The following is a 13,357-nucleotide window of genomic DNA, read 5'->3' as shown; positions in this document are numbered from 1 at the left end:
GTGCCTCTCACATGTCATCGAAGAGAAGGGTCGGCACCGGTATGCTCAGCAATTCCTGCATGCCGAGCACGATCAGCACCGTGAAGACCGCGGGAAAGACGACGAGCAGGGTCGGCCGCCGCTCCCCGAGAACCCACAGCGACGCCGCGAGGAAGAGGAAGCTCGCCACGTCGAAGCCAAGGTCGTAGACGAGCGCGGCCACGTAGGCCGCCAGCAGCGCCATGAACAGCGGCACGCGCGGGTCGACGGCAGGCAGCGCCGTGCGCGGTGCCGCTCCCTCGACGGTCACGAACTCCGCCGCGGCGAGAAACAGGCAAAGCCCGAGCCCGATCGCAGTGGCGGGCGCGATCAGCATCAGGTTCTCGAGACGCGAGGACGCGCCGTACGCATCGAGAAAGTACCAGATCAGGAAAGCCGCGGCCGCACCGATGAAGGCGAGATGGCCCCAGGACGGCGCGCGCAGGCGCAGACGGCTCATGGCAGACCCCTCCGTCGGTCGGCAGACGGGCCGGGGCGCCGAGGCGCCGCCGGCCCGTCCGCACGGGATACGTGGTTACTTCTCGAAGGTGTCCTTGTATTCCTCCATGACCGCGTAACCGGCATTGAGGATCTCGGTGGACTTCTCGGGCCCGAACCATTGGGCTCCGAGGGCCGAACGCTCGGCGAACTTCTGGTAGTCCTCGCTCTTGAGCATTTCCTCGTAGGCCTTCACGAAGGTCTCCCAGCGCTCCGGATACTTCTCGCGGAAAGCCTTGTGACCGACGAGCGAGGCATAGGTGTTGCCGACACCCGGCACCGTGATGCCGTACTCCTTCTGAAGCACATCGTTCACCAGCGGCACACCCGGCCAGTTCGGATCCTCGGCCTCGGAATGGATGGCGAGCGGCGTGATGAGGTCCTTGATCCCCTCGGTCCCGTCGGCAGAGGTCGACATGAAGGTGACGTTGCCGCCGGCCACAGCCGCGCGCTGCTGGCCGCCGCCCTGGTAGGTCACCCAGCGCACGTTGTCCCGCGGGATGCCGAGCTTGTCGAGCATGATGAGGAGCTGCAGGTGGGCGCCGGATCCATGCAGGATCGAGGAGCTGACCTTGCCCGGATTGTTGCGGATGTCCTCGATCAGTTCCTTCAGCGTCGTGTAGCCGGTGTCCTTGCCGACCGCGAACAGCTGGCTCTGCGGCCACTGGATGTTGATGAACTCGTAGTCCTCCCACTTCACCGGGGCGTTCATCACGAGGATGTTGTTGGCGAGATAGGGAACGGCGTGCGTCACCAGGAACCAGCCGCCGTCCGCAGGCTGCTGCATGAACCAGGCCGAGCCGACAGAGCCGGATGCGCCGGGCTTGTTCACCACGGTCACCGGCGTGTCGTTCAGATGGTTCGGCAGGAAGGACGCGATGGAGCGGGCGAGCCGGTCCGTGCTGCCGCCCGTGCCGAAGGGCACGACGATCCGGATGCGCGTGTCGTCCTTGGGCCAGTCCTTGGCATCCTGTGCGGCGGCCGGGGCAAGGCCCCCTGCCATGGCCATCAGGCCGGCCGCGATGAGCGCTAGGGTCTTCTTCACTGTGGTCTCCTCCCTGTCAGGCGGCTTCCGCCCTTGGTGTCCGCACGCCGCCGGGCTCAATAGTCGACGCGCGATGCTTCGTTGATGCCGTAGCGGGCCTCCATTTCCTGCACCTGCTTCATGCCCATCAGGTCGAAGAACTCGCGGAAGGACGCGATGTCGTTCACGATGTGGCTGACGGTGCCGGTCCGCTTCAGCTCGCCCAGCGTCTTGCGCACCGCCGAGATCGCCGAGAGCAGTGCGAAGTTGGGGTAGATCGCCAGCTTGAAGCCCTCGGCCGCGATCTCCTCCTTCGACAGGAATGGGGTCTTGCCGCTGGACGCCATGTTGAAGAGCGCGGGCTTGGTGAGCGCCCGCGGGATCGCCGATATCTCCTCCATGTTGCGGGGAGATTCGACGAAGATCAGGTCGGCGCCCGCCTCCTCGTAGATTGCAGCCCGGTCGAGCGCGGCGTTCATCCCATCCACCGCGAGCGCGTCGGTCCGCGCGATGATGACGAAGTCGTCGTCATGGCGCGCGTCGCACGCGGCCCGGATCTTCGCTGCCATTTCCTCCGCCGGGATCAGCGTCTTGCCGGCCAGGTGACCGCAGCGCTTGGGCCACTGCTGGTCCTCGATGTGGATGCCGGCCACGCCCGCCTTCTCGAAGGTCCGGACGGTCCGCATGACATTGACCGGCCCGCCATAGCCGGTGTCCGCGTCGGCGATGAGCGGCAGGCCCGAGGCGTCGGCAATGCGGCCCGCGTTGTCGGCCATCTCGACCATGGTCATTAGGCCCACGTCCGGCATGCCGAGGCGCACGGCAGTCGTGCCCGCTCCTGTCATGTAGATCGCGTCGAAGCCGGTTTCGGCCACGATCCGCGCATTGAGCGCGTCCGCAACGCCCGGCGCGATCACAAGATCCGGCCCAGCCAGAAGTTCGCGCAAACGGCGCGTCGGTCGAACGGTCATGTCACCTCCCAGGTTCGCTCTTCTTGTCACGGTCGCACCGTGACGCGGCGTCATACGTAGCTGTACGGACAAGTGTCCAACAGCTCGCGCCGCCTGTCCAGCATGCCGATGGCATGTCGGATCGCATGGCGGCCCCGCGCGGCCCCGTAAGGCGGGATATGCCGGGGGCGCAAGCGGTCTGCGCCCCCGGCAAGGGATTACTGCTTCGCCTGGTCCTTGGCGAACTTCGAGCTCTCTTCGCGGACCTTTTCCCACACCACGTCGGTATAGGCCGACAGCCAGTCCGTTTCCGGAACCCACTTCGTGCCGTCCCATGTCTCAACGCGGGTCTTGCCGCCGCCGCCATGATCGCTGGCGGTGACCGTGACGGGCGCGAGCAAGCCGTTGGCGTCGAACTCCTTCAGGCTTTCGAACCCGGCCTTCACCTTCTCCGCGGTGAGCGGCAAGCCATGGTCGGCGATGGCCTTGCGCACCGCCTCGAACGCGACCGAGTAGATCGCGACGCCGGTGTTGTAGTAGACGTCCTCGATCGCCTTGCGGTCGCCCGCACCCTTGCCGGCGCCGTACACCTTGTCGATGATCTCGGCGATGATCGGCACTTCCTGACCGCCCGCGACGTTCGTTCCGCGCTTCAGGCCGGCCGCCGCCTCGGGGCCGATGTTGCGGATGTCGACCTCGTTCAGCCAGTTGACCGAAAGGTACTTGGAGATCGGAATGCCGTTGCGCTTCATCTCGCGCGAGGCGACCACATGCGCGTTCGAGAACATCCAGCTGATGATCCAGTCGGGCTGGAAGCGGCGCATCTGGCTCCATGTCGTGGCCTGGTCGTTACCCGGCAGCGGCACGGGGAAGAGTTGCAGGTCGAAGCCTTCCTTCTCCGCCAGCTTCTTGAGGATGCCGATCGGCTCCTGGCCGAAGGGATAGTCGAGATAGACGAAGGCGACCTTCACGCCCTCCAGCTTTCCGCCGCTCTTCTGGCGGATGAACTCGATGTCGTTGGCCGCCTGGCCCCAATAGGTCGGTCCGACCGGGAACACCCATTTGAACACCTCGCCGTCGACCGCGTCGCCGCGCCCGACCAGCGATTGCAGGAGAATGTTCTGGTCCTGCATGATCCGCGGCAACACGGCGATGGACACCGGCGTCGACAGCATGTCGAAGATCATCACGCCTTCCCGCTTCAGCCGCTCATAGCACTCGATGCCGCGCTGCGGCTCGTTGCCGTGGTCCTGCACCACCATCTCGATGGGATGCCCCTCGATACCGCCCTTCATGTTCGTCAGGGTCGCAAGGTCCCTGGCGCCCTGGAGAACCTGCGGCGAGATGAACGTGTAGGCCTTGCTGAGGTCGTAGCAGATACCGAACTTCACCGGCTCCGCTGCCTGGGCCTGCACGGCAAAGGCGGCCGCGAGGCCGATCCCTGCCGCCACGCCTGCAATGCGTCTTGCGAGTGTCATGGTTTCCTCCCTCGTCCGGCCGGTTTCGTTGCGAACCGGCTTGTCTTGCGTCGTGCGCTCAAGTCAGCCAGCGCTTGCGCCGGCTGTAGTGCTTGATGTCCCGGAAGTTCTTGCCTTCCGAGCCACCAAGGTAGAACTCCCGGATGTCGGAATTGGCGCGCAGGGCCTCTGCCGTGTCGTGCATGACGACGCGCCCGTTCTCGATCAGGTAGCCGTGCGAAACGATCTCCAGCGCGGCGAGCGCGTTCTGCTCGACCAGCAGGACCGACAACCCCTGTTCCCGGTTGATGCGCTGGATGATCTCGAAGATCTCGCGCACCAGGAAGGGCGCAAGCCCCAAGGACGGCTCGTCGAGCATCAGGAGTTTGGGTTGCGTCATCAGCGCCCGGCCGATGGCGAGCATCTGCTGCTCGCCGCCCGACAGATAGCCCGCCTGGGCATGCCGCCGTTCGAAGAGGCGCGGGAAATAGCCGTAGATCCGGTCCTTCTCGGCGGCGATCTGGCTGCCCGACAGGCTGCGGGCCGCTGCTGCCTCGAGGTTTTCGTCCGGCGTGAGGTGCTCGAACACCCGGCGGCCCTCCAGCACCTGGACGATTCCCATGGCGACCCGCGCCTGCGGCGGCACGTCGCCGATCTGCCGGCCCTGGAAGATCACCTCGCCCCGGCTGACGCGCCCGCGCTCGGCCTTGAGCAGCCCGCTGATCGCCTTGAGGGTCGTACTCTTGCCCGCGCCATTGGAGCCGAGGAGCGCGACCATGCCGCCCTCCGGCACGGTCAGCGACACTCCCTTCACCGCCATCGACACGAAGTCGTAGATGACCTCGACATTGATGAGGGACAGGATCGGCGGGGCTTCTGTGCCGGCTGTCATGTCGCCCCCTACTTCTTCACGTATCCGAACGGCCACACGAGGAAATAATTCCGGATGTTGCCGTAGATCTTGCCGAGCCCCAGGGGCTCGACGATCAGGAAGCCCACGATCAGCGCGCCATAGGCCGCGTTCGGGACATGCGCGAGCGTCTCCGGGCTGAGTTGCAGGCCGAGGAGCTCCGAGCCCCACGCAAAAAGTCCGTTCGCGATGCCAGGCGTCAGCAGGATGAGCGCCGCCCCGAAATAGGAGCCGATGATGCTCCCCAGGCCGCCGATGATGACCATGGCCAGCACCTGGATCGAGACGTTGACGTTGTACTGCTCCGGCGAAACCGAGAAATAGAAGCAGGCCACGAGCAGAAGCCCGGTGATGCCCCCGATGAAGGCCGAGGCCGCAAACGCCACCAGCTTGTAGCGGAAGCTGTTCACGCCCAGGATCGCCGCCGCGTAATCCTTTTCGCGCACCGCGACCAGCGCCCGGCCCAGTGCCGTCCGCCGCAGGTTGAGCAGGAAGATCGTGACGAGGACGCACCAGGCGAGCGCGACGTAATAGAGGCCGGCGTCGGTGTCGATCCGCTGCCCGAGCAGGCGGAAGGGCGGGGCCTGAAGCGAGGCGTGGCTGCCCCCGGTGATGTCGGGTGAGTGGGTCAGCACCCAGTCCATGACGAACTGCATGGCGAGCGTGGTGAGTGCGAGATAAAGGCCCTTCACCCGCAGCGCGGCCACGGCGAACAGGCTGCCGATGACCGACGCCGAAAGGCCGGCAATCAGGATCGCAGCCTCCCACGGCAGGCCGAAGCGGGCCGCGTGTACGCCCGAATAGGCGCCGACCGCCATCACCGCCGCGTAGCCCAGATGCAACTGCCCGGCCCAGCCGAGCACGAGGTTCAGACCAAGCGCCGCTGTAGTCCAGATCAGCCACGGCAGGAGATAGCTGTTGAGCGTGAGATCCCTCACCAGCACGGGCGCGAGCACCGCGAGTGCGAGGAGACCCCACAGCATGTAGCGGTCCGCGGGGATCGGGAACAGCTCCCGGTCGGCGCCGTAGTCCGTGTGCTTGATGCCTGCCTGGCGAAAGAACATGACCGGTCAGACCCTCTCGATGTCGTGGCGGCCGAACAGGCCGTGCGGGCGGATCATCACCGTCAGGATCAGGACCGCCGCGACCACGAGGTCACGGCTGCCGCCGCCGACCAGCGGATCCAGGTAGGCGGAAACGACATTCTCCAACACGCCCAGCAGGATGCCCGCCAGAACGGCGCCGCCGACGCTGTCGAGGCCGCCGAGGACCGCCACCGTCAGCGCCTTCAGAAGCAGGAAGGACAAGGCCTGATCGACGCCCTGCACCTCGCCCCACAGCACGCCGCCCACCGTGGCGACCGCTGCCGCCAGCGCCCACGAAAGCGCGATGCCGCCTTCGACCGGGATGCCGACCGACCAGGAGGCGGTGTAGTCGTCCGAGATCGCCCTGAGCCGGATGCCGAGCCGGGTGCGGAAGAAGAACAGGAACACCAGGAACACGCCCACGGTGATGCTGGCACCGATCAGGTGCACCCTGCTGATCAGCAGCGGGCCGACGAAGAGCGGATCGTAGCTCACCCCCAGTCCCATCGGCCGCGACGTGCCGCCCCAGATCGCCATGATCGTTGCGCGCAGGAAGATGTCGATGCCGAGTGTCAGCATCAGGATCATCACGATCGGGCGCCCGGCGAGCTGGCGCAGCGCCACCCGCTCGATCGCCAGGCCGGCCCCGAACATGGCGACCATGGCGAGCGGGATAGCCAGCCAGAGCGGTGCGCCCGCCTGCTGTGCGAAGGCCAGCACGAGATAGGCGCCCATCATGGTCAGCGCGCCCTGCGCGAGGTTCGGCACCGAGGACGACTTGTAGATGAGCACAAGGCCGATCGCGACGAGCGAGTAGAGCAGGCCCGTCAACGCCCCGTTGGCTGCAAGTTCGAGAACGAAGACCGCTTCCATCTAGACCTCCCGCAGGCGCAGCGTGCGCGCGATGACGCCCGTCGTGCCGTCCTCATAGGTGATCCGCGCCTCGACCTCGACCTCGGTCCGGTCGCTGTAGAGCGCCTCGATCACGGGGGCATAGCGCTGCTCGACGACGTTGCGGCGCAGCTTGCGCGTGCGCGTGATCTCGCCGTCGTCGGCGTCGAATTCCTTGTGCAGACTGGCGAAACGGCGGACCTTCAGCGCATCCGGGAGTGCCTCGTTGGTACGTGCGATGGCCTGGGCGAGAAGATCCTGCACCTCCGCGCGCTGCGACAGGTCGGCGTAGGAGACGTAGGGCACGCCGTTCATCTCCGCCCAGTGGCCGACGGCATCGAAGTCGATGCACAGCATGGCCGCCAGGGTGTCGCGGCCCGCCCCGACCACCGCTGCGTCACGGACATAGGGGCTGAACTTGATGCGGTTCTCGATGTAATTCGGCACGAACCGTTCGCCCGCCGCGGTGTGCACGACCTCCGACAGGCGGCCCAGCACGACCAGGTGACCGTCGTCCTCCAGGTAACCGGCGTCGCCCGAGTGCAGCCACCCGTCTTCCAGTGCCTTGGCCGATGCCACGGGGTCCTGGAAGTAGCCGCCGAAGACGCTCTCGCTGCGCACCATGATCTCGCCATCCCCGGCGATCCGCACCTCGACGCCGGGAAGCGGCCGGCCAACGGTGTGCAACTGCACCTCGTCCGGGCGCTGGATGGCGTTGAAGGCGCTGGTTTCGGTCTGGCCGTAGAGCTGGCGCAGCTTGATGCCGAGCGCACGGTAGAAGACGAAGGTGTCCTCGCCGATCGCCTCGCCGCCGGTAAGGGCATTCTTGAGCCGCGAGAAGCCGAACTGATCCTTGATGGGCCCGAACACCAGCCATTCGCCCGCACGCCGCCACAGCCATTCCCACCGCCCGGGTTCCCCACCCTTGAGGAGGCGGTTCTCCGCGGCGATCGCGCGCCCCATGAAGGCCCTGTAGATCCAGCGCTTGAGCGATGTGGACCCCTCCATCCGCACCTGGATCGCGGTCAGCAGATTGTCCCAGCTGCGCGGCGCGGCGAGATAGAAGGTCGGTGCCACTTCCCGCATGTCGCGCAGCATCGTCTCCTGCTGCTCGGGGATGTTTATGGCGAAGCGGCAGGCGATGCCCGCCGCGATCGTCACCGCGAAATCGCCGACCCAGGCCATCGGCAGATAGGCGAGGACCTCTTCCCCCTCGTCGAACGCACCGCCCTGGTAGGCGCTGCGCACGCCGGTGAGCAGGTTCCGCTGGGTGAGCACGATGCCCTTTGGCTTGCCCGTCGTGCCCGAGGAATGCATGAACACCGCGGGACCGTCCGGCCCGAAGCGCGCGAGCAGATCCTCCTCGAGCGCGGGATCGGCGGCCAGCCGGTCCTCCCCGGCGCGCCGCAGGTCGGCCCACGACTTCAGCCCGTGGAAGTTGTAGTGGCCCATGCCGCGCGGGTCGTCATAGATGATGTGCCGGATGTCGTAGCCGGCCGCTACAAGCTCCAGCGCCTTGTCGACGTGCTCCTGGTCCTCGGCGGCAACGGCAGAGATGTTCGCTTCGTCGACAAAGTGGCGAAGTTCCTCGATGGTCGCATCCGGGTAGGCCGGCATCGCGTAGCCGCCCAGCGCCGCTGCCCCCAGCATCGCCGCATAGAGCCGGACCCGGTTGTCGCCGAGGATGAGGAGCGCATCCCCCTGGCCGAAGCCCAGCTCCTCCAGCCCGCTGGCAGCACACAACACCTCGCGGTAGAAGGCGGCCCAGCTTGTCTCCTTCCAGATGCCCCGGTCCTTTTCGCGGAAGGCGACGTCGGCACCGTGCGTGCGCGCATTCTCCGCCAGCAGCCGCAGCAATGTCGTCTCCGGCGACGGGCCGCCCTGGCGCAATGGTGTGGACGTGATCACGCGGGGCTCACTCTGCGTCATGGGTGCCCCCGATGTAGGCCTCGACCACCCGGGGGTCGGCGACGACGTCCTTCGGCACACCCATGCCGATCATTTCGCCATAGTTGAGCGCCAGCATCCGGTCGCAGACGCCCACGATGACGTCCATGTGGTGCTCGATCAGCAGCACGCTCACGCCGCGTTCGTCGCGCGCGTCGAGGATGAAGCGCGCCATGTACTCCTTCTCTTCCTGGTTCATCCCCGCCATGGGCTCGTCGAGGATCAGCAGGCGCGGCTCGGAGACGAGCGCGCGGGCAAGCTCCACCCGCTTCTTCAGACCCATGGGGATGCCGTCGACAAGCTCGTTGCGGATGCCCTGCAGCTGAAGGAACTCGATGATCTCCTCGGCGGCTTCGCGGTGGGCGATCTCCTCCGGCTTGCTGAGCCACCAGTAGAGCGCGGTCCGGAACACGCTCGGCCGCATGTGGACGTGCCGGCCCAGCAGGATGTTGTCGAGCACGGTCAGACCGTTGAAGAGGGCAAGATTCTGGAAGGTGCGGGCGACGCCCTGTGCGGCGATGCGGTGCGGCGGCATCCCCGTGATGTCCGTCCCGTCGAGCAGGACGCGCCCCTTGTTGGGCGGATAGAAGCCGGTGATCGCATTGGTCAGCGTGGTCTTGCCGCTGCCATTGGGGCCCACGAGACCGAAGATCTCGCCGTGGCTGATATGCATGTCGACACCGGTCACCGCGACAAGCCCGCCGAAGCGGCGCTCGATCCCCTCGCAGGCGAGGATCGGCGACCGGCCGGTCATCCCTCGCCCTCCCTGCCAGGCAGTGCCGGCCCGCCCTCCTTCAACCGGAAATACTCCGGCCGCCCCGTGGGCCAGGGGTCGCCCCACATCTGCTGGCCGCCGTCGACGGTCACGACCTCTCCGGTGATGAACTTGCCCGAGGGTGCGGAGAGATAGACGACGGCTTCCGCAATGTCCCACTCGTCGCCGGGGCGCAGGAACGGGTTCGATTCCCAGTAGGTCGCGGTGCCCTCTGGCGGATAGTTGGAAAAGCCCGTCGATTCGCAGCAGCCCGGCGCCACGCAATTGACCCGGACGCCATGGGGCGCCCATTCGACCGCCACCGACTTCGACAGGTAGATCACGCCCGCCCGCGCCGCGCAGGTGTGTGCGATGCCGGGCATGCCGCGCCAGATGTCGGCGACGATGCTGGTGATCGCGCCGGGCCGGCCGGCCTCGACCATGCGGCGGGCCACCGCCTGCATGACCCACCAGGTGCCGTTGAGGTTGGTGTCGACGACCGCGAGCCAACCCTTGGGCTTGAAGTCGAGCGCGGCCTGGGGAAACTGGCCGCCCGCATTGTTCACCAGCACGTCGATCCCGCCGTGCCGGTCCCAGATCTCGGCCACGAAGGCCTCGACCGCCTCCTGGTCGCGGATGTTGAGGGGCAGCGCTGTCACCTCGCCGCCGAAACCGCGCAGGAAATCCGCCGAGGCCGCCAGCTTCTCCTCGTTGCGGCCGCAGATCGCCAGCGTGGCGCCGAGACGCGCGAACAGCGTGGCAATCGCCTTTCCGAGGCCGCTTCCCGCGCCCGTCACAACGACCGTCTGCCCGGAAAACAGGCCCGGCCTGTAAACGGTTGGCGTGTCGCGCAACTTCTCTTCCCCGAAGCCGAAGCCCGGGTCCGCGCCCTTGTTCGTCAAGAGCCGTTCCTCCCCATGCGGGGCGCGGTCGTTATATGGTTCCTGTGCCGCACCCTCGGGAAAAAACTAACACTCGTTAGAAAGCCCTACAAGCGATTACGTGCGCCCGTGCTGATCCCGTCGAGGACCAGCGCCATGCACCGGTCGGCATGGATGTCGAGCGAGCCCCGGTCCGGCCTGAACACCTCGACGGTCCAGTTGAGGGCGCCCAGCAGAAACTGGCGCAGCGGTACGATCTCGATGTCGCTTCGCACCGCACCTGCATCCCGCGCTTCGCTCAGGAGGTCTTCCCACAATTGGGCGTACTGGCGCCGCAAGGGCCGGTGGCGGGCACGCACGTCCTCCGGCAGCTGCCCGTAGATCCGGATGTTTGCGGAGGTGAACTCCCCATGTGCGACAAGCAGGTTAAGATGCTCCCGGATCGCCCGCCCGATCCGCGCGCGGTGGTCGGGATTGTCGCGGTCCGCCTCCATGACCGCGTGCACGGCATTGAAGACCTCCCGCAGGCCGAGGTCGAGCACCTCGTCGATGATCTCGTCCTTGGAGCCGAAGTGGTAATAGATGCTTCCGGCCTTGATCTGCGCCTCCTGCGCGATCTCGCGCAGCGTTGAAGCGTGATAGCCCCGGTCGCGGAACAGCCGCGCGGCGCTGCGCAGGATCTCCTCGCGGGTCCGGTCCGACTTCTTCATCGGCACGACACGGGCGGTCTGCATCGCCTGCATGGTCATCGGGCGAGTTCCTTCTGGACAGCGGCCACAGCACCCTACTAAATTCTAACACACGTTAGAAACAAGAAAGGCGCGGCACATGCCGGCCGCCAAGCTGGCGGTACACAGCCAAGCACGGGGAGGGGTAATAGCCATGAGGGGCCTGAACGGCAAGACAGCCATCGTCACCGGGGGCGGCAGCGGTATCGGTCGCGCGATCTGCCGGCGCTTCGGCGAAGAAGGCACGAATGTCGCGATCTTCGACATGAACGGCGAGGGCGCGCAGAAGACTGCCGACGAGATCGTGGCGAACGGAGGCAAGGCCCGCGCCTTCACGGTCGACATCACCGATCGCGGCCAGGTCGACAAGGCAGTCGGCGAACTGGCGGCTGCCGGCCGCATCGACATTCTCGTCAACAACGCGGGCTGGGACCGCATCGTCCCCTTCCTGCAGACCGACATGGACCTTTGGAAGAAGGTCATCGACATCAATCTCTATGGCGCGCTGAACATGCACCACGCGGTTCTTCCGCACATGGTGGAAAGCCGCGCCGGCCGCGTCATCAACATCGCCTCGGACGCCGGCCGCGTCGGGTCTTCGGGCGAGGCGGTCTATTCCGCCTGCAAGGGCGGGCTCATCGCCTTCACCAAAACCGTGGCGCGGGAACTCGCCCGTTCCGGCGTGACGCTGAACAATGTGGCGCCCGGCCCGACCGACACCCCCCTCTTCGCCGAAGTGGCGCAAGGAGAGAGCGGCGAGAAGATCGTCGAGGGGCTGAAGCGGGCGATCCCGCTGCGCCGCCTGGCCCAGCCCGAGGATTATCCGGGCATCGTCTGCTTCCTGGCGAGCGACGACGCAGGCTACATCACCGGGCAGACCATCTCGGTCTCCGGCGGCCTGACCATGCACGGCTGAACATCGCCGCCGCGCGCCACAAGCACGCGCGGCGGCCGTTGCCGCCCGGGCGGCCGGTCCTGTCCCTGCGTCTAGCCCGGCTGCACGGCCCCACGACACCGAGGTGAAGGAACACCCCATGACCGCACCGTTCCAGCAGACCGAAGAACAGCAGGCCTACCGCGAGGCAGCACGCCGCTTCGCGCGGGAAAAACTCGCCCCCAGCTATCTGAAGCGCGCACGCACACACGACATCGACCGCGCACTGGTGAAGGAAATGGGGGCGCTCGGTCTCGTCGGCTGCGACCTGCCCGAGCAATACGGCGGCATGGGCGAAAGCTCGGTGACGGCCGGCGTCATCATCGAGGAGATCGCCTACGCAGACTTCAACATCAGCTATGTCCAGCTTCTGGCCTCGCTGATGGGTGGCATGGTGGCCAAGCACGCCTCGCCCGACATCGCGAAGGAGTGGGTGCCGCGGGTCGCGGCCGGCGAGGCGATCATCGGCCTCGGCCTCACCGAACCGCGCGGCGGCTCTGACGCGGCGAACCTTCAGCTTCGCGCGGAGCGGTCGGGCAATGGCTGGCGGCTCAACGGCGAAAAGACGTCGATGAGCTTCTCCACCCAGGCCGACGCCGCGGTCGTCTTCGCACGGACGGGCGATCCTGCGGGAGCCTCGCGCGGCGTCAGCGCCTTCTTCGTCGACCTCAGCGATAAGGGCATCACGCGCACTGCTTTCGACGACATCGGCACGAAGCCGGTCGCGCGAGGTTCGGCCTTCTTCGACGACGTGTACGTCCCCGCCGAATGCATGATGTCGGAGCAGGACCGCGCGTTCAGCACGATCATGGTCGGCTTCGACTTCTCGCGCGCGCTGATCGGGCTCGAGTGCCTCGCGGCGGCGCAGGCCTCGGTCGACGAGACATGGGAATATGTGAAGGGCCGCGAGGCGTTCGGCGCGCCCATCGTGCAATACCAGGGCGTGAGCTTCCCGCTGGCGGAAGCGGAAACCCAGCTCACCATGATGCGGCAGCTGTGCTACCACACGCTGGCGCTGCGCGACCGGGGGGAGCGGCACACCGCCGAGGCCGCCATGTGCAAATGGTACGTGCCCAAGACCGCCTGCGAGATCCTGCACCAGTGCCTGATCCTGCACGGCCACTATGGCTACACGACCGACCTGCCGCACCATCAGCGCTACAACGACGTGCTCGGCCTGCAGATCGGCGACGGCACGGCGCAGATCCAGAAGCTGGTGATCGCGCGCGAAAAGGCCGGCCGCGTGGCGCTTCAATACGACAAGAAGGCGTGAGGCGGCG

13 protein-coding genes are annotated in these 13,357 nt (G+C 66.7%); 2 read left to right on the top strand and 11 right to left on the bottom strand.

Going from position 1 to position 13,357, the window contains the following annotated elements:
- Positions 1 to 7: 7 nt before the first annotated feature.
- From NJQ99_RS15980 to NJQ99_RS15930, 11 genes are all read right to left on the bottom strand, one after another.
- Positions 8 to 478, bottom strand: a complete 471-nt coding sequence (locus NJQ99_RS15980; protein WP_269333875.1) for a tripartite tricarboxylate transporter TctB family protein — start codon at positions 476 to 478, stop codon at positions 8 to 10.
- 75 nt (positions 479 to 553) lie between these two features.
- Positions 554 to 1,561, bottom strand: a complete 1,008-nt coding sequence (locus NJQ99_RS15975; protein WP_269333874.1) for a Bug family tripartite tricarboxylate transporter substrate binding protein — start codon at positions 1,559 to 1,561, stop codon at positions 554 to 556.
- A 56-nt stretch (positions 1,562 to 1,617) separates the two neighbouring features.
- Positions 1,618 to 2,511, bottom strand: coding sequence for an isocitrate lyase/PEP mutase family protein (locus NJQ99_RS15970; RefSeq protein WP_269333873.1), 894 nt, complete (start codon positions 2,509 to 2,511; stop codon positions 1,618 to 1,620).
- A 197-nt stretch (positions 2,512 to 2,708) separates the two neighbouring features.
- Positions 2,709 to 3,968, bottom strand: coding sequence for an ABC transporter substrate-binding protein (locus NJQ99_RS15965; RefSeq protein ID WP_269333872.1), 1,260 nt, complete (start codon positions 3,966 to 3,968; stop codon positions 2,709 to 2,711).
- Between the two features lie 58 nt (positions 3,969 to 4,026).
- The gene (locus NJQ99_RS15960) at positions 4,027 to 4,839 is read right to left on the bottom strand and encodes an ABC transporter ATP-binding protein (RefSeq protein ID WP_269333871.1); all 813 of its coding nucleotides are present in this window, start codon (positions 4,837 to 4,839) and stop codon (positions 4,027 to 4,029) included.
- 8 nt (positions 4,840 to 4,847) lie between these two features.
- Positions 4,848 to 5,921 carry a branched-chain amino acid ABC transporter permease gene (locus NJQ99_RS15955; RefSeq protein WP_269333870.1) on the bottom strand — a complete coding sequence of 358 codons (1,074 nt, stop codon included), beginning with the start codon at positions 5,919 to 5,921 and terminating at the stop codon, positions 4,848 to 4,850.
- A 6-nt stretch (positions 5,922 to 5,927) separates the two neighbouring features.
- Positions 5,928 to 6,815, bottom strand: a complete 888-nt coding sequence (locus tag NJQ99_RS15950) for a branched-chain amino acid ABC transporter permease (RefSeq protein WP_269333869.1) — start codon at positions 6,813 to 6,815, stop codon at positions 5,928 to 5,930.
- Positions 6,816 to 8,762, bottom strand: coding sequence for an AMP-dependent synthetase/ligase (locus NJQ99_RS15945; RefSeq protein WP_269333868.1), 1,947 nt, complete (start codon positions 8,760 to 8,762; stop codon positions 6,816 to 6,818).
- On the bottom strand, positions 8,749 to 9,534 hold the full coding sequence (locus NJQ99_RS15940; protein WP_269333867.1) for an ABC transporter ATP-binding protein: 786 nt from the start codon (positions 9,532 to 9,534) through the stop codon (positions 8,749 to 8,751). The genes NJQ99_RS15945 and NJQ99_RS15940 overlap by 14 nt, the downstream gene beginning before the upstream one ends.
- A complete protein-coding gene (locus NJQ99_RS15935) occupies positions 9,531 to 10,436 on the bottom strand; it encodes an SDR family oxidoreductase (RefSeq protein WP_269333866.1) in 906 nt (301 codons plus the stop codon). The genes NJQ99_RS15940 and NJQ99_RS15935 overlap by 4 nt, the downstream gene beginning before the upstream one ends.
- Before the next feature lie 86 nt (positions 10,437 to 10,522).
- Positions 10,523 to 11,164: a TetR/AcrR family transcriptional regulator gene (locus tag NJQ99_RS15930; RefSeq protein WP_269333865.1), complete on the bottom strand. Its 642-nt coding sequence runs from the start codon at positions 11,162 to 11,164 to the stop codon at positions 10,523 to 10,525.
- A gap of 133 nt (positions 11,165 to 11,297) precedes the next feature.
- Here NJQ99_RS15930 and fabG point away from each other — a divergent pair, with 133 nt between their 5' ends.
- Positions 11,298 to 12,059 carry a 3-oxoacyl-ACP reductase FabG gene (fabG, locus tag NJQ99_RS15925; protein ID WP_269333864.1) on the top strand — a complete coding sequence of 254 codons (762 nt, stop codon included), beginning with the start codon at positions 11,298 to 11,300 and terminating at the stop codon, positions 12,057 to 12,059.
- Between the two features lie 118 nt (positions 12,060 to 12,177).
- Positions 12,178 to 13,350: an acyl-CoA dehydrogenase family protein gene (locus NJQ99_RS15920; RefSeq protein WP_269333863.1), complete on the top strand. Its 1,173-nt coding sequence runs from the start codon at positions 12,178 to 12,180 to the stop codon at positions 13,348 to 13,350.
- Positions 13,351 to 13,357 lie beyond the last annotated feature (7 nt).

The sequence above is a fragment of the Futiania mangrovi genome, assembly GCF_024158125.1.
GTDB classification, from domain to species: domain Bacteria; phylum Pseudomonadota; class Alphaproteobacteria; order Futianiales; family Futianiaceae; genus Futiania; species Futiania mangrovi.
Note: the sequence above shows the minus strand (reverse complement) of the source record. Positions and strands in the feature narration are given on the sequence as shown.